At 73.6% G+C, this 15,740-nt stretch carries 11 protein-coding genes; 3 read left to right on the top strand and 8 right to left on the bottom strand.

Annotation, left to right across the window (positions count from 1 at the left end; all coding sequences use genetic code 11):
* Window positions 1-14: 14 nt before the first annotated feature.
* Complete coding sequence (locus ACIQU3_RS22455; RefSeq protein WP_403927354.1) at window positions 15-4,601, top strand: caspase family protein; 4,587 nt, start codon at window positions 15-17, stop codon at window positions 4,599-4,601.
* A gap of 6 nt (window positions 4,602-4,607) precedes the next feature.
* On the opposite strand, the gene ACIQU3_RS22450 is transcribed toward ACIQU3_RS22455, so the two are convergent.
* Window positions 4,608-6,038, bottom strand: coding sequence for a dihydrolipoyl dehydrogenase family protein (locus ACIQU3_RS22450; RefSeq protein ID WP_403927351.1), 1,431 nt, complete (start codon window positions 6,036-6,038; stop codon window positions 4,608-4,610).
* 119 nt (window positions 6,039-6,157) lie between these two features.
* Here ACIQU3_RS22450 and trxA point away from each other — a divergent pair, with 119 nt between their 5' ends.
* On the top strand, window positions 6,158-6,538 hold the full coding sequence (gene trxA, locus ACIQU3_RS22445; RefSeq protein WP_248502103.1) for a thioredoxin: 381 nt from the start codon (window positions 6,158-6,160) through the stop codon (window positions 6,536-6,538).
* A gap of 49 nt (window positions 6,539-6,587) precedes the next feature.
* On the opposite strand, the gene ACIQU3_RS22440 is transcribed toward trxA, so the two are convergent.
* The 3 genes from ACIQU3_RS22440 to ACIQU3_RS22430 all read right to left on the bottom strand — a co-directional run bounded on the left by ACIQU3_RS22440 (window position 6,588) and on the right by ACIQU3_RS22430 (window position 10,063).
* Window positions 6,588-8,024 (bottom strand): aldehyde dehydrogenase family protein, encoded by a 1,437-nt coding sequence (locus ACIQU3_RS22440; RefSeq protein ID WP_403927348.1) that lies wholly within the window; start codon window positions 8,022-8,024, stop codon window positions 6,588-6,590.
* A 239-nt stretch (window positions 8,025-8,263) separates the two neighbouring features.
* Complete coding sequence (locus tag ACIQU3_RS22435; RefSeq protein WP_403927345.1) at window positions 8,264-9,313, bottom strand: LacI family DNA-binding transcriptional regulator; 1,050 nt, start codon at window positions 9,311-9,313, stop codon at window positions 8,264-8,266.
* Window positions 9,314-9,391: 78 nt separating this feature from the next.
* A complete protein-coding gene (locus tag ACIQU3_RS22430; protein WP_403735662.1) occupies window positions 9,392-10,063 on the bottom strand; it encodes a TetR/AcrR family transcriptional regulator in 672 nt (223 codons plus the stop codon).
* A 123-nt stretch (window positions 10,064-10,186) separates the two neighbouring features.
* On the opposite strand from ACIQU3_RS22430, the gene ACIQU3_RS22425 reads away from it, so the two are divergent.
* Window positions 10,187-10,750, top strand: coding sequence for an NAD(P)H-dependent oxidoreductase (locus tag ACIQU3_RS22425; RefSeq protein WP_403735665.1), 564 nt, complete (start codon window positions 10,187-10,189; stop codon window positions 10,748-10,750).
* 80 nt (window positions 10,751-10,830) lie between these two features.
* On the opposite strand, the gene ACIQU3_RS22420 is transcribed toward ACIQU3_RS22425, so the two are convergent.
* The 4 genes from ACIQU3_RS22420 to ACIQU3_RS22405 are packed head-to-tail and all read right to left on the bottom strand — an operon-like array spanning window position 10,831 to window position 15,593.
* A complete protein-coding gene (locus ACIQU3_RS22420) occupies window positions 10,831-11,955 on the bottom strand; it encodes an XdhC family protein (RefSeq protein ID WP_403927342.1) in 1,125 nt (374 codons plus the stop codon).
* Window positions 11,948-14,062: a xanthine dehydrogenase family protein molybdopterin-binding subunit gene (locus tag ACIQU3_RS22415; protein WP_403927339.1), complete on the bottom strand. Its 2,115-nt coding sequence runs from the start codon at window positions 14,060-14,062 to the stop codon at window positions 11,948-11,950. The genes ACIQU3_RS22420 and ACIQU3_RS22415 overlap by 8 nt, the downstream gene beginning before the upstream one ends.
* On the bottom strand, window positions 14,059-15,051 hold the full coding sequence (locus ACIQU3_RS22410; RefSeq protein WP_403927338.1) for an FAD binding domain-containing protein: 993 nt from the start codon (window positions 15,049-15,051) through the stop codon (window positions 14,059-14,061). Before ACIQU3_RS22410 ends, ACIQU3_RS22415 begins: the two co-directional genes overlap by 4 nt.
* Window positions 15,048-15,593, bottom strand: coding sequence for a (2Fe-2S)-binding protein (locus ACIQU3_RS22405; RefSeq protein WP_403927336.1), 546 nt, complete (start codon window positions 15,591-15,593; stop codon window positions 15,048-15,050). Before ACIQU3_RS22405 ends, ACIQU3_RS22410 begins: the two co-directional genes overlap by 4 nt.
* Window positions 15,594-15,740 lie beyond the last annotated feature (147 nt).

Raw genomic sequence — 15,740 nt, 5'->3', positions numbered from 1 at the left:
ACTGGGGAGGGGCGTTGGGCGAGGCCGGGGGCGGTTCGATGCGCTATGTCGTCGCGGTGGGCACACGTCGCTACCGCGAAGGACCCGAACTGCCCCGGGCGCACGAGGACGCCGACCGGGCCGCGGACCTCTTCGCGTCCATGGGCTACGAGCGGGTCCTGACCGGCGTGTCGTACGACCCACGGCCGGACGCGTTCGAGGACGCCCTGGCCGAGTGGTGCCGCACCGCGGACCTGGCCGCCGAGGACGTCGTGGTCCTGTACTACGCGGGGCACGGGGAACGCTCCTCCACCGGCCAGTACCGCCTCGCCTGCGCGGACAGCGAGCGGCACCGGCCGCGCTCGTGGCTGTCGCTGCCGAACCTGGCGGAGATCCTGGCCGCTTCCCCTGTCCGGAACGTGCTGTTCGTGGTGGACGCCTGCCACGCGGCCGCCGCCGGCGCGGACATCGGCAGGGTCACGGACGCGATCGTGGCGACCCGGGGACGAGCGGACTCCTTCGGCGCGGGCACATGGCTGCTGGCGTCCGCACGCCATCGGGACCTGGCGGGCGACGGCGCCTTCGTGGCCGAGTTGGCGAAGGCGTGCGAGCGGGGGGACGGGCCGTCGCAGCGTCATCTCGCGCCCGACACCCTGGCCGATCGTGTCAACCAGCGTTTCACCGCGGCCGGTTCGCAGCAGCGGGCGGTGTGCTCGTCGGTCGACCACTCCGAGCGGCCGCCGTTCTTCGTGAATCCCTGCTTCGACCCGCACGCCGAGATCACGGGCGACGGGGTGCAGGGGGACGCCTCGGACCTGTCGTCCCACTTCGAGCCGCGCGGGCGCGGGGTGGAGCACGTGCACGACCCCGGGTCGTATTTCACCGGGCGGGTGCGGGCCTTGGAGGAGGTGCGTGCGCATCTCGCGGGAGAGACCGCGGGACGTCTCCTCGTCGTCACCGCCGACCCGGGATCCGGGAAGTCCGCCGTGCTGGGGCGGCTGGTGCTGGAGGGCCACGCCGACGCCTCCGTCAACGCGCACCATCAGACGCTGGAGGCGCTCGTCGGGCGTTTCGCTGCGGCGGCCGATGTCCGAGCGGCCACACCGGTGGCCCTGTTCACCGCGCTGTCGGGCCGTGAGCGGCCCTTGCGGATCGTGGTCGACTCGCTCGACGAGGCGGGCGTCGGGGGAGGCAAGGCGGAGGCTCGCCGCATCGCCTGGGACCTGTTGCGTCCGCTGGCGGCTCTGCCCTGTGTCCGGCTCGTGGTCGGCTCGCGGCGCGAACTGCTGCCGCACCTGGGGGACGGCGTGCCGGTCGTCGATCTGGACGAGGACGCCTATACCGACGACACGGACACGGCCGAGTACGTGGCGAAGGTCCTCGGCGACACCGGCGCTCCGTACGCGGACTGCCCCGGCACGGCACGCCGGGTGGCGCGGGAGGTCGCGCGCCGGGCGGGACGCTGCTTCCTGGTGGCCCGCATGACGGCGAGCGCGCTGCTGCGGGGGCCGGTGGTGGACACCTCGGTGCCGGGCTGGTCCGGGCAGCTGCCGTCGGACGTGGGCGGGGCCTTCGAGGCGTATCTCCAGCGGATGCCGCCCGAGCGGCACACCACGACCATGGCCCTCCTCATGGCCCTTGCGTTCGGGGAGGGCTACGGGCTGCCCCGCCGGATGTGGATCCGCGCGGCCGAACGGCTGGCCGGGGTCCCCCTCGCGGAGGCCGACGCCGACCTGTTGCTGGACGAGGACGCCTCTTATCTGGCCCACGCCCGGGTGGACGGGACGACCTACTTCCGGCTGTACCACCAGGAGTTGACGGACCACATCAAGAGCCGGGTGCTGCGCCGCAGGGACCTCGGGGACGTCCAGGAGTGCTTCGTCGAGACGCTGCTCGAGTTCGTCCCCGACCGGGACTGGTCGCGGGCCCACCCGTATGTGCGCACCCATCTGGCCACGCACGCGGCCGGGGCGGGTGCCCTGGACGACCTCATCGAGGACGCCGGGTTCCTCGTCGCCGCCGACCCGTCGACGCTGCTGCCCGCCGTACGGGAGGCCGTCCGGCGTCCGATGCTGGCGATGGCGGTCGAACGGTTCGCCTATCTCCTCGTGGACGCGGACGCGCCGAGTGCGGACCCGGCCGCGTTGCTGGCGTACGTGGCAGGGGCCTACGGCGAGGACGGGCTGCGGCGACAGGCGGAGAAGCTCGCGAGGTCGCTGGAACACGTCGAGGCGGAGCGGCGGCGGATCACCCCGCACCGGGTGGTGGGCAGGCACGCGGGAGACGCGTACGCCTCACGGCACCTGGCCTCCGGCTGGCGGCTGAAGGACTGCACCCTGCCCTGCGGAGGCCGTGTCGTGCTCGCCGTACCACCCGGCGCCGCTCATGTGCACGTGTGGATGCTCGACAGCCCGTCCCAGTCAACCGTCCTGCCCCATCCCGCCGTGGTGCACGGGCTCGTGCTGCTCCGCGACGAGAGCGGTCGCGCCGAGGCCGTCACCCTGGACGCCGCGGGCACGCTCCGGGTGTGGAACGTCCTCGACCAGACCCTCGTCCGGACCCTCGCCGGTACCGGTTGGTCGTTCCTGTACGACGCCGGGGTCGTGCACGGCGACACGGACGTGGTCGTGTGCGGCACCGAGGTGACAGTGCTGGCGGTCGCTCTGCCCGGGGCCGCCACGCTCGTCGAGGTGCCCTGCCGGACCCGCGCGCAGTACAGCGTGTCGGCCGCAACCGCGGACACCGGGTACACACCCGGTGGTTCCGCCTGTCTGTCGCGCGATTCCGAAGGGCGTACCCGGCTCCTCGTGTGCGACGGCACGGAAGGGCACGTCACCCTGTACGACGTGGACGGGACAGGACGTTCCCGGAGGGCTCTGGAAGGCCTGGTGCGGCCGCGGCTCATGGACCATGTGCACCGGCCCGGCGGCACCCTCGCAGCGGTGATCGAGCACGGGACCGGGCTGGTCCTCCTCGATACCGCTGTCGGCACCGTCGCCAGGGTGTCGTCCCCGGCCGTGAACGAGGACCACGCGGGTTTCGCGCTGGGCGGTGAGGCTTCCGCCGCCGTTCTCGTCGCGAAGGCCGGCGCGGGGTTGCTCGTGGTGCCCTCCGACGGATCGCCGGTGCGGACGCTGGAGTACCTGCCCGAGCCGACCTTCAGGATGGCGGCTGCCGTGGTCGGCGGGAGGGTGCAGGTGGTCACCTCCTTCTTCTCCCATCCCCTCCGCGTGGTCGACGCGGTCTCCGGTTCGTCGGTCGGCTCCTCCCTGACGGGTCATGAGAGCGCGGTGGGCGCGGTTCACCTGCTGGAGAGTCCGGTATCCGGGGCCGGCCCCGACATCCTCGCTGTCGCCAACGACGGAACGGCCCGGCTCTGGGCCTGGAACGCTCACCTGCGGCCCGTTCCCGGGGTGGAGTCCGACGCTCCGGAGGACGTCCGTCAGGAGGTCGACATGATCTGTGCCTGGTCGGGAGACCCCGCGGCCGTCCTGACCCTGCGCAACCGGCAGCTCGTGCGGACGGAAAGACCCCGCCGGGACGAGCGGGACCGCGACGCACGGCGCACCGTGGGGCCGATCGACCTGCCTGGGGACTTCGGGCAGATCTCCGAGGATCCGGACGGTACGTTGAACCTGCTGCAGCGGGAGAAGCAGGCGCTCGTGTGGACCCGCCTCGGGTCGGACGGACAGAGCACCCGGGCGGTCGTCGGTTCGCCGGAACACCTCGACGACTTCGTGCTCGCCGTTCCGGCGACGGCCGGTCACGAAGGAGTGCGGTGGCTCGCGTTCGACAAGGACGAGCACGCCATCTGCCGGGTCGGCTCTCCCGGGGCTTCCTCGCGGTGGGCGCCCCTCCCGGGTGTCCCCGACGCCGAGCGGGAACGGGAGTTCGTGGAGGCGTTCACGACGCCGGCCGGCGCGACCCTGCTGATCGTCTACGGCAACGTGGAGCACGCGGAAGCGCCACTGGCATACGGGCAGCTCTTCGACATCACGTCCGCCACCCCTGTCGCCGAGGACACGTTCGAGCTTCCGGGCGGGATCCAGTTCCTCCTGCCGCACCACGGCGAAGCCGGGACACGCTGGGTCGTCAAGGAGCGCCGGGACGGTGTGCTCTCGGTGCTCGACGTGGCGACTCGGAGGCTGTCCATCGTGCCGCGGGTCTCGGGCGGATCGACGCGCCATGCCGCCACCCGCCGTCCCGGAGGGGACCGGCTTCGCTACCTGCGCTGGGCGGACCTGCCGACGGGCGGCCCCCTGCTCCTGTCCCTCTCCCGTCACATGTCCGGCGACGGGAGACCCGGCCCCGTCACCGTCTGGAACCCTGACGCGCCGGACGTCGTCGACCCTCTGTCCGTGAGTGCCTCCCGGCTCCTGTGGACCGGCGCCTCTCCCAGTGGCGAAGCCCTCGTCGCCGTCAGTGACGAACACGGCGTGGCCCTGTGCCACCTGCCGAGCCTGGAGAAGGTCTGGTCGGCGCCGCTGCCCGCTCTCGTGACCTGTCTGACCGCCCTCCCGGGGAGCCCCCACCTCGACCTCGCCGTCGGCACCCAGCAGGGTGTCGTCTTCATGCGGCCGAAGCTGTCCCGCGGGTGGCGGGACCGCCTCGGGGTCGGCTGAAGAGCGTTACGCGTCCCGGTACGCCTCCAGCAGTCGCAGCCACACCTCGCTGATCGTCGGGTAGGACGGGACGGCGTGCCACAGGCGGCTGATCGGGACGCGGCCGGCGACGGCGATGGTCGCGGAGTGGATGAGTTCGCCGACGCCGGGGCCGACGAGGGTGACGCCGCGCACGATCTCTTCCTCGACGTCGACGACCATGCGGGCACGGCCCTGGTAACCGTCGGCGTACAGACCCGCCCCGGCGACGGTGGACAGGTCCACGTCGACGGCCTTCACGCGGTGACCCGCCTGCTCCGCCTCGGCCAGGGACAGGCCCACGGCCGCGGCTTCCGGGTCGGTGAAGACGACCTGGGGGACGGCGGCGTGGTCGGCGGTCGCGGCGTGGGCGCCCCAGGGCTCGGCGAGGAGGGTCTCGCCGGTGGCCCGCGCGGCGATGGCGGCGCCCGCGATGCGGGCCTGGTACTTGCCCTGGTGGGTGAGCAGGGCCCGGTGGTTCACGTCCCCGACCGCGTACAGCCAGTCGTGGCCGGTCACGCGGAGGCTGTCGTCGACCGGGAGCCAGGAGCCTGGTTCGAGGCCGATCGATGCCAGGCCGATGTCGTCGGTGCGCGGGGCGCGGCCGGTGGCGAAGAGGATCTCGTCGGCCTCGACGCGGTCGCCCGTGTCGGTCACGGCGATGACGGTGCCGTTCTCCCGGGTGACCGACTCCACCGAGGTGCCCGTACGGACGTCCGCTCCGGCCTCGGTGAGTGCCTCGGCGATCAGTTCCCCGGCGAAGGGCTCCATGCGCGGGAGCAGGCCCTTGCCGCGGACCAGCAGGGTGACCCGCGAGCCCAGAGCCTGCCAGACGGTGGCCATCTCGGTGGCGACCACGCCGCCGCCGACGACGATCAGCCGGCCGGGCACGGCCTTCGAGCTGGTGGCCTCCCGGCTGGTCCACGGCTTGACGGTGTCCAGTCCCGGCAGGCCGGGCAGGGCGGCGCGGCTGCCGGTGCAGACGGCAACGGCGTGCCGTGCGGTCAGGACGCGCTCGCCGCCGTCCGGGCCGGTGACCGTCACCTCGCGGGGGCCGGTGAGGCGCCCGTGGCCCCGGTACAGGTCGGCGCCGATGGAGTCGAGCCACCCGACCTGGCCGTCGTCCTTCCAGTCGGAGGTGTAGTAGTCCCGGTGGGCGAGCACCGCGGAGGCGTCGAGGGGGCCCTGCACGGACTGGCGCAGGCCCGGTACACGCCGGGCGTCCGCGCGGGCGATCACCGGCCGCAGCAGGGCCTTGCTGGGCATGCACGCCCAGTAGGAGCACTCGCCGCCGACCAGTTCGCTCTCCACGACCGCGGTGGTCAGTCCGGCCGCGCGGGTGCGGTCGGCGACGTTCTCCCCCACGGGCCCGGCCCCGAGCACCACGACGTCGTACGTGTTGGTTTCCGTTTCCGTCATGGGGTCAGTCTGGTGGGTGGTGTGCGCCCTGGCCACATGGGTAGGGGCGCGGAATACGTGTCCGGTCGGCCGTGTTGTGCCGACGGCTTGACCCCACACCAGGAAGAGGGATTTACGCCATGAGCAGCACCGTGGAGCTCACCAAGGAGAACTTCGACCAGACGGTCACGGACAACGAGTTCGTCCTGATCGACTTCTGGGCGTCCTGGTGCGGGCCGTGCAAGCAGTTCGCACCGGTCTACGAGAAGGCGGCGGAGGAGAACCCGGACCTCGTGTTCGGCAAGGTGGACACCGAGGCGCAGCCCGAGCTGGCCGCGGCCTTCGGCATCCAGTCCATCCCCACGCTGATGATCGTGCGTGACCAGGTCGCCGTGTTCGCGCAGCCGGGCGCCCTGCCCGAGGCAGCGCTGACGGACGTCATCGGGCAGGCCCGCAACCTCGACATGGACGAGGTCCGCAAGGCGGTCGCCGAGCAGCAGGCCCAGCAGCCGGCCGAGTGACCCGTCCCGGGGCCCGGACCACCGGGCCCTCGGGCAGGGGGCGGAGCTCCTAGAAGGGATAGGGAGCGACGTCTCCGCGTACCGTCGTCCAGCGCAGCTCGGTGAAGGCCTCCAGATTGGCCTCACCGCCGAAGCGGGCGCCGGTGCCGGAGGCCGCGACCCCGCCGAAGGGCGCCACGGCCTCGTCGTTCACGGTCTGGTCGTTGATGTGGACGATGCCGGTCGGGATGCGCTCGGCGAGGTCGAGGCCGCGGGCCGGGTCCCTGGTGACGATGCCCAGGGAGAGGCCGTACGGGCTCTGCGCGGCCAGGGCAGCCGCCTCGTCGGCGGTGGTGAACGGGCGGACGGGCGCCACCGGGCCGAAGACCTCCTCCGTGTAGGCGGGGGTGCGGTCGTCGACGTGGGCGAGGACGGTGGGCCGGTAGAAGAGCCTGTCGTGGGTGCCGCCGGCGGCGAGCTTCGCACCCGCTGCCGTGCTGGCGTCGACCAGGCCGCTGATCTTGGTGAGCTGACCCGAGTCGATGATGGGGCCGAGGTGGACCTGGTCCCGGTACGGGTCGCCGACGGCGAGTGAGTCCGCCTTGGCGGCCAGGCGCTCGACGTACTCGTCGTAGAGGGACGCGTGCACCAGATGGCGTCCGGTGGTCATGCAGATCTGGCCCTGGTGGAAGAACGAGCCCCAGGCGGCCGTGGAGATCACCGCGTCGAGGTCGGCGTCCGCCAGCACGATCATGGCCGAGTTGCCGCCCAGTTCCAGGTGGGCCCGCTTCAGGTGACGGCCGGCGGCCTCGCCCACGGCCCGCCCGGCGGCGGTGGAGCCGGTGAAGGAGATGACCGGCACACGCGGGTCGGCGACCAGGGCCTGCCCGGCGTCCGGGCCGCCGGGCAGCACGTGCAGCAGGTCCTCCGGCAGGCCCGCGGCGGCGAAGACCGCGGCGAGGGACAGCCCTCCGCAGACGGCCGTGCGCGGATCCGGCTTGAGCAGGACCGCGTTGCCCAGCGCCAGGGCCGGTGCGACGGAGCGGATCGACAGGATCAGCGGCGCGTTGAACGGCGAGATCACGCCGACCACACCGGCCGGGACGCGGCGCGTGTACGACAGGCGCGGTGCCTCGCTGGGCAGGACCTGCCCGGCCGGGCGGGAGGCGAGCGCGGCGGCCTCGTAGCACTCCTGGGCGGCGACGTGCAGCTCGAAGTCGGCCTTGCCGGGGACGGACCCCGATTCGCGGACGAGCCATTCGCGCAGTTCGGCCGCGTGTGCGGTGAACAGGTCGCCGGCCTTGCGGAGGACGGCGGCGCGAGCGAAGTGCGGGGTGCGGGCCCATGCGGTTTGGGCGGCGGCGGCCCGCCCGGCGGCGGCCTCGACGTCCTGCGGACCGGCGAGGGTGAGGGGGCCGAGGGCTTGGCCGGTGGCTGGCTCGGTGACGGTGTACCCGGGCCCCGTGAGAGTGCGGGGCTGCCAGGTCCTCGTGTCGAGCAACGGCATGACGGCTCTCCGATCGATCGGTCACCGGCTGACGGGCGAAGCGGAACTCCCGTACGTGCGCGGCCGGTTCGGCGGTCACATGGCGGAACGCACCGGGCGGGCGCAGCGGTGTGCGCCGCCGCCCGCGGGAACGCGTCCCCGTTTTGTTGAGCATGCAACATCCTAGCCGTGCCGTGCCCGCGGACCGGGCCGTCCGCCCCGTATTCGCCGCGGGCCGCAGCGCCGCGCACCGCTACGGGTCAACTGGATTCGCGATGCAGCACCGTCGCCCCCAGCACCTTGTGCGCCTCGGGCTCGGTGGCGGGCCTGCGCACCGCGCGGTCGACCAGTTCGGCCAGTTCACGGCCGGAGGGCAGCCGCAGCCGGACCGTGCTGAGCCGGGGCCGCAGCAGCCGCCCGAGCATCAGGTCGTCGGCGCCGATCACGGCCGTCTCCTCGGGGATGCGGATGCCCTCGTCCAACAGGGCCCGCATCAGCAGCATCGCGTACTCGTCGTTGTAGGTGAACACGGCGTCCAGGCCCAACGTCCGCCAGCGGGCGGCGAGTTGCACCGCCGCCTGTTCGTCGTAGGCGAGGGGCAGTTCGGTCACCGTGGCATCCGTGCCGCGCACCGACTGGCGCACGCCGTCGAGGCGCGGCGCGGAGAACGCCTCCAGACCGGGCTCCTGCGGGACGACGACACCGATCCGGCGCCGGCCGCGGTCGTAGAGGTGGGCGCCCGCGCTGTGGCCGACGACGTCGTGGTCCATGAGCAGCGCGTGCGCTCCCTCGATGGTCTCCGGTCCGAGGGTGACCACGGCCCGCGCCCCGGAGCGCTTGAGCACCGCCACCCCGCGCGGGCCGAGCCCGGAGCCGGGTACGAGCACGGCCACCGGCCGCAACTCGGCCCAGGCGCGGGCCGCTTCGTCACCGTGCGGGCCGCCGGTGCCGTGCTGCACGACCGTGTAGTCCAGGGCGCTGAGCGAGGCCTGGAGGTCGGTGAGGAACCGGCTGTAGAGAGGGCCGACGGGGAAGGTCGGCGCGGGGATCAGCACCATGCGGCTGTGTCCGGCGCGCAGACTGCGGGCCGCCGCGTGGGGGACATAACCGAGTTCCCTCGCGGCCTCGCGCACCCGGCGGCGGGTGGGCTCGCTGATCCGTACGGCGCTGGTGTTGTTGAGGACGTAGGAGACGGTCGCGCGCGAGACGCCGGCCAGGCGGGCCACATCGGCGCTCGTGGGCACGGAGCGCGACGGTGCGGGGGACGGGGGCGCGGGCGTTTTCGGTATCTGCACCATGACGTACGGCATCTTGGCAGAAGCCCCAATGCGCCCTCGCGGCGGGGGAGTTGTGAGAAACCCGTGAGCGCTCACGGAGTACGGTGGTGCTCAGGGGCAGGCGGTACCCGCACCCGTCACCCGGTCGACCAGGTCGATCCACGCGGCCTCCAGACGGGCCGGGGGGATCCCGCACTGCCTGGTCAGATGGTGGATCAGGGCCGGGTCGAGCTGGCCCATCAGCGCGTGGGAGAGGAGATCACAGTCCGCCTCGGGGAGGGCCTGGCGCAGCAGCATCTCGATGTGGTGCCGCAGGACGCGGCGGGCGGGGGTGACGAAGCGGCGGCTGGCGCCGGGCTCGGCCGCCAGCTGGAGCTCCAGGTCGTCGGCGGAGCGGCGCAGCATGGCGCAGCCGAAGGCCCGCAGTCGCTCCACGGGCGGCGCTCCGGGTCCGAGCGGCGGCGGACCGGCGAGGAAGGCGGCCTGGAACTTCTTCTCGGAGTGGTCGAGCAGGGCCGTCAGCAGGCCGGTGCGGTCGCCGAACCTGCGGAAGACGGTGCCCTTGCCGACGCAGGCCTCGGCGGCCACGGCCTCCATCGTGACGGCTTCCGCGCCGCGCTCCGCCACCAGGCGTCCGGCGGCCTCCAGCAGCCGGGCACGGTTGCGCGCGGCGTCGGCTCGCAGGCACGGCTCGTCACCCTCCAAGGCGGTGTCGAGCTGCAGCAGCTCGAGGTGGTCGACGGGCTCCTGGGGCGTCGGGAAAGGGGGCGGTGCGGCGGACATGAAGCCAGCGTAAAGCATCGGGAACAAAACTGGACCGCGGTCCGGTTAGGATGCTAGAACATTAAACGGACCCCGGTCCGGATCGTCAGTGACCCAAGCAGCGCCTCAGATGTGGGAGTCAGCATGTCCGTTCGTATCCTCGCCCTCGTCGGCAGCCTCCGCGCCGGTTCGCACAACCGCCAGCTGGCCGAGGCGGCCGTGAAGCTCGCCCCCGAAGGTGCCGAGGTGAACCTGTTCGAGGGCCTGGCCGAGATCCCCTTCTACAACGAGGACATCGACGTGGAGGGCAGCGTCCCGGCCGCCGCCGAGCGGCTGCGCGAGGCCGCGAACGCCGCCGACGGCCTGATCCTGTTCACCCCCGAGTACAACGGCACCATCCCTGCCGTGCTGAAGAACGCCATCGACTGGCTGTCCCGCCCTTACGGCGCCGGCGCCCTCAGCGGCAAGCCCGTCGCCGTGGTCGGCACCGCGTTCGGCCAGTACGGCGGTGTCTGGGCGCACGACGAGACCCGCAAGTCCGTGGGTGTGGCCGGCGGCAAGGTCCTGGAGGACGTCAAGCTGTCCATCCCCGGCTCGATGACCCGTTTCGCCGAGACGCACCCGGCCGACGACGCCGAGGTCGCCGGGCAGCTGACCGAGGTCATCGCCCGTCTGCACGGTCATGCCTCGGAGCCCGCCGCGGCCTGACGGCACACCTCGCGCCCGCGGAGGGGGCCGGGGCCGGAAAAAACGGCCCCGGCCCCCTTCGGCGCGTCGGCGGCAGCCGCTCAGACCGGCTGCGGTGCGCGGTCGCGCCGGTGGATCGGCCTGACCGAGCCGGTGAGGGGGGCGCCCGTGCCGCCGTGCCGTGCCGCGACGATCTCCGCAGCGATCGACACGGCGGTCTCCTCGGGCGTACGGGCCCCCAGGTCGAGGCCGATCGGAGACCTGAGCCGGGCCAGCTCGTGCTCGCTCAGTCCCGCCTCCCGCAGCCGCCGTTCGCGGTCCGCGTGGGTGCGTCGGGAGCCCATCGCGCCGATGTAGGCCACCGGCAGCCGCAGCGCTTCCATGAGCAACGGGACGTCGAACTTCGCGTCGTGGGTGAGCACGCACAGCGCCGTGCGCCCGTCGGTCACCGTGCGCCGGAGGTAGCGGTCGGGCCAGTCGACGACGACCTCGTCGGCCTCCGGGAAGCGGGCCCGGGTCGCGAAGACGGGGCGCGCGTCGCACACGGTGACGTGGTACCCGAGGAACTTCCCCGCCCGCACCAGCGCCGCCGCGAAGTCGATGGCGCCGAAGACGATCATGCGCGGCGGCGGGGCGGCCGACTCGACGAGCAGCGTGAGTCCGCCGGGGCAGTGCGCCCCGTCCTCGGTGAGGTCCACGGTGCCGGTGCGTCCGCCGGCGAGCAGGGCACCGGCCCGGTCGAGCGCGGTGCGGTCCAGGCCCGGAGCGCCGCCGAGGCCCCCTTCGCAGGAGCCGTCGGGGCGGACCAGCAGGGCCCGGCCGAGGAGGCCAGACGGGCCCCGGACCACCCGGGCCAGGGCCACCGGTTCCTGCCGGGCGGCGGCCGCCAGGGCGGCCGCCTCGGCCGCACGAGGGCCCCTGAACGGGGTGACCATGACGTCGATCGTCCCGCCGCAGGTCAGCCCCACCGCGAAGGCGTCCTCGTCGCTGTAGCCGAACCGCTCGACCAGCGACTCGCCGTCCTGGAGGGCCTGGAGGCACAGGTCGTACACCGCTCCCTCCACGCACCCCCCGGAGACCGAGCCGACCGCCGTGCCGTCGGCCCGGACGGCGAGCGCGGCGCCGGGAGGGCGCGGGGCACTGCCGCCCACGGAGACCACCGTGGCGACGGCGAAGTCGCGGCCCTCCTGGATCCACTCGTGCAGGGGCCCCGCGAGATCAAGCATCGGCGCCCGCCTGCAGCACCCGGTCGGGCCGGATCGGCAGGTTCCGGTGGCGGAACCCGGTGGCGTGCCACACCGCGTTGGCGACCGCCGCGGCCGCGCCCACGATGCCGACCTCGCCGATGCCCTTGATGCCCACGGGGTCGTCCGGGTCATGGTCGTCGACCCAGTCGGCCTCGATGTGCGGTACGTCGGCGTGCGCGGCGACGTGGTAGCCGGCGAGGTCGGCGCCGTACAGGCCGCCGCTCGCGCGGTCCCGGACGGCCTCCTCGTGCAGGGCCATGGAGATGCCCCAGGCCATGCCGCCGACGAGCTGGTTGCGGGCGGTGAGCGGGTTCACGATCCGGCCGGCCGCGAAGACTCCCAGCATCCGGCGTACGCGGACCTCCCCGGTGGCGGGGTCGACGGCGACCTCGGCGAACTGCGCGCCGAAGGCGTGCCGCTCCTTCTGGGCGAGGGCCCCGACGGCCCGGGTCGTGTCCGACCGTACGGTGACGCCCTCCGGCGGGATGTCGGCGCCGGGCGCGAGGCTGCGGCGCAGTTCCCCGGCCGCCTCCATGACGGCCCAGCCCCAGGATCGGGTGCCCGCCGAACCGCCGGCGATCATCGCGGGGCCGAGGTCGCTGTCCCCGATGCGCACCCGGACCCGGTCCGCGGGCACCTCCAGGGTGTCCGCGGCGACCAGGGTGAGCGCGGTCCTGGCACCGGTGCCGATGTCCGCGGCGTTGATCCGCACCGTGAAGGTGCCGTCCGCCTGCGCGGTCACGGACGCCGTGGACGGCATGGCCATCACGGGGAAGGAGGCCGCGGCGGTGCCCGTGCCGAGCAGCCAGCGGCCCTCCCGGCGCAGTCCCGGTCGCGGGTCCCGCCCGGCCCAGCCGAACCTCCGGGCACCCTCGTGGAAGCACGCGATCAGGTTGCGGCCGCCGAACGGCAGCCCGGAGACCGGGCCCACCGCGGGCTCGTTGCGGATCCGCAGTTCGATGGGGTCGACGCCGCACCGCTCGGCGAGTTCGTCGACCGCCGACTCCAGGGCGAACGAGCCCGGCGCCTCACCCGGGGCGCGCATCCAGGTCGGGCTGGGGACGTCCAGCTTCACGACCCGGCTGGCGGTGTGGTGGGCGTCGGCGGCGTACATCGAGCGGCTCGCCGCCGCGCTCGGCTCGACGAAGTCGTGCACGGTCGAGGTCTGGTTCAGTGACCGGTGCTCCAGGGCGCGCAGCCGCCCGTCGGCGTCGGCGCCGAGCCTGACCCGCTGGGCGGTGGGGCTGCGATGACCGGCGAGGAAGAACATCTGCCGGCGGGTCAGGACGACCCGCACGGGGCGCTGCAGCACGGTCGCCGCCATCACGGCGGCCACCTGGTGCGCCCGGGTGCCCTTGCTGCCGAAGCCGCCGCCGACGTGCTCGGAGCGGACCCGCACGGAGGCCGGGTCGAGGGAGAAGAGCTTCGCGAGCTCGTCGGCGACCCAGCCGGTGCCCTGGTTGGAGTCGACGACCTCCAGCCGGCCGCCCTCCCAGCGGGCCGCCGCCGCGTGCGGCTCCATGGGGTTGTGGTGCTCCTCGGGGGTGGTGTACTCCGCGTCCACCACGACGGCGGACGCCGCGAGCTGCGCCTCCAGGTCGCCCTTCTCCACCACGGCCGGCGTGTGCCCGTCGAGCGGGTACGCCTCGGACGCGCGCCGCGCCGAGAACGCGACGTCGTGCGGTTCCCGCTCGTAGTGCACCACGAGGGCCTCCGCGGCCTCCCGGGCCTGCTCGGAGGTCTCGGCGACGACCAGGGCCACCGGCCAGCCCATGTGGGGCACCCGGTCGTGCTGGAACAGGCCGGTGCTCGGGTCCGGCGGGACGCCCATCATGCCGGTGAAGCCGGTGTCGACGCGCGGGGCGTTGCCGTGGTGGAGCACGGTGAGGACGCCGGGCATTCCGAGCACGGCCTCGCCGTCCAGGGCGCGGATGCGGCCACGGGTGACGGTCGAGGGCACCAGCCAGCCGTGGGCGAGGTCCGCGAAGGGGATCTCGCCGGCATAGCGGGCCGCGCCGGTGACCTTGTCGCGGCCCTCCACGCGGGTGTGCGCGGTGCCGGCGGCGCCCTTGGTGGCGGTGGTCATCGGGCGGCCTCCTCGGCGAGTTCGCTCAGCACGGCCACGACGAGGTTGCGCATCAGGGTCACCTTGTATCCGTTGTGGGGCAGGGGCCGGGCGGCCGCCAGTTCGGCGTCGGCGGCGGCCGCGAAGTTCCCGGCGTCGGCCGGGGCGCCGGTCAGGACGCGTTCGGCCGTGCGGGCGCGCCAGGGGCGGGAGGCGACCGCGCCGAACGCCAGGCGCACGTCGTGGACGCGGCCGTCCCGTACGTCGAGCGCGGCGGCGACGGAGCCGATGGCGAAGGCGTACGAGGCCCGCTCGCGCACCTTGCGGTAGCGGGAGTTGGCCGCTGTGACGGTGGCCGGGAGGGTGACGCCGGTGATGAGCGCCCCCGGCGGCAGGGCGGTCTCCAGGTGTGGGGTCTCCCCCACCGGCAGGTAGAGGTCGGCGAGCGGCAACTCCCCCGGCCCGGAAGCCGTTTCGTAGGTGACGCGCGCGTCGAACGCAGCCAGGGCCACACCCATGTCGGACGGGTGGGTGGCCACGCACTGATCCGAGGCGCCCAGGACGGCGTGATTGTGGTGCTCGCCCTCGATCGCGGGGCAGCCGCTGCCGGGGACGCGTTTGTTGCAGGGGGAGTTGACGTCGGTGAAGTAGCCGCAGCGGGTGCGCTGGAGCAGGTTGCCGCCGACGGTGGCCATGTTGCGCAGTTGCCCGGAGGCGCCGGCCAGCACCGCCTGTGCCAGGGCCGGGTAGCGGCGCCTGACGTCCGGGTGGGCGGCCAGGTCGCTGTTGGTGACGGTCGCGCCGATGCGCAGCCCGCCGTCGTCGGCCGGTTCGACGCGGTTCAGGGGCAGTTCGGTGACGTCGACGAGCCGGGCGGGTCGTTCGACGCCGGTCTTCATGAGGTCGACGAGGTTGGTGCCGCCGCCGAGGAACCGGGCTTCCCCGTCACCGTCGAGCAGCGCCACGGCGCCGGGGACGTCGTACGCCCGCTGGTAGCCGAACTCCCTCATGCCGCGGCTCCGTTCGTCTGCTCGGCGGCCCGGGCGACGGCCTGGACGATCGACACGTACGCGCCGCAGCGGCACAGGTTGCCGCTCATCCGTTCGCGGATCTCCTCCGGGGTCAGCGGCGGGGGGCCCGCCTCGGGCCTGACGTCGCCGGTGACCGCGCTCGGCCAGCCGGCCGCGTGCTCCTCCATCACGGCGATGGCCGAGCAGATCTGGCCCGGGGTGCAGTAGCCGCACTGAAAGCCGTCCAGGTCGAGGAACGCCTGCTGCACCGGGTGCAGTCGCTCGCCCTCGGCCACGCCTTCGATGGTGGTGATCTCGCGTCCTTCGGCCGCGACCGCCAGGTGCAGACAGGCCACCTTGCGGCGGCCGTCGACCAGGACGGTGCAGGCGCCGCACTGCCCCTGGTCGCAGCCCTTCTTGGTGCCCGTCAGGTCCAGGCGCTCGCGGAGGGCGTCGAGCAGGGTGGTGCGGTGGTCGACGGTCAGCGTGTACTTCTCGCCGTTGACGGACAGGGTGAGGTCGCTGGACGTCGATGGGGGCATGGGAGCCTTCTCTCTCACATCGCGAGGTCTGAGGCGGTGTCGCTGCCGGCGGTGGTGCCGGCCCGCGGTCGTGCGGGATGCGGGGCGTGCCTGCGCGCAGCGCGCCGGACGCGGGGTGTCCGCACGGGTGGCCCGCCGATACGATGG

This window comes from Streptomyces sp. NPDC101110, assembly GCF_044759525.1.
Classification (GTDB): Bacteria; Actinomycetota; Actinomycetes; order Streptomycetales; family Streptomycetaceae; genus Streptomyces.
This window is presented reverse-complemented; position numbering and strand designations above follow the sequence as displayed.

Coding starts and splice junctions, on each gene's coding strand:
- ACIQU3_RS22420 (WP_403927342.1), bottom strand. CDS start 11,955: ATGCTTGATCTCGCGGGGCCCCTGCACGAGTGGATCCAGGAGGGCCGC.
- trxA (WP_248502103.1), top strand. CDS start 6,158: ATGAGCAGCACCGTGGAGCTCACCAAGGAGAACTTCGACCAGACGGTC.
- ACIQU3_RS22440 (WP_403927348.1), bottom strand. CDS start 8,024: ATGCCGTTGCTCGACACGAGGACCTGGCAGCCCCGCACTCTCACGGGG.
- ACIQU3_RS22415 (WP_403927339.1), bottom strand. CDS start 14,062: ATGACCACCGCCACCAAGGGCGCCGCCGGCACCGCGCACACCCGCGTG.
- ACIQU3_RS22410 (WP_403927338.1), bottom strand. CDS start 15,051: ATGAGGGAGTTCGGCTACCAGCGGGCGTACGACGTCCCCGGCGCCGTG.
- ACIQU3_RS22405 (WP_403927336.1), bottom strand. CDS start 15,593: ATGCCCCCATCGACGTCCAGCGACCTCACCCTGTCCGTCAACGGCGAG.
- ACIQU3_RS22435 (WP_403927345.1), bottom strand. CDS start 9,313: ATGCCGTACGTCATGGTGCAGATACCGAAAACGCCCGCGCCCCCGTCC.
- ACIQU3_RS22450 (WP_403927351.1), bottom strand. CDS start 6,038: ATGACGGAAACGGAAACCAACACGTACGACGTCGTGGTGCTCGGGGCC.
- ACIQU3_RS22425 (WP_403735665.1), top strand. CDS start 10,187: ATGTCCGTTCGTATCCTCGCCCTCGTCGGCAGCCTCCGCGCCGGTTCG.
- ACIQU3_RS22430 (WP_403735662.1), bottom strand. CDS start 10,063: ATGTCCGCCGCACCGCCCCCTTTCCCGACGCCCCAGGAGCCCGTCGAC.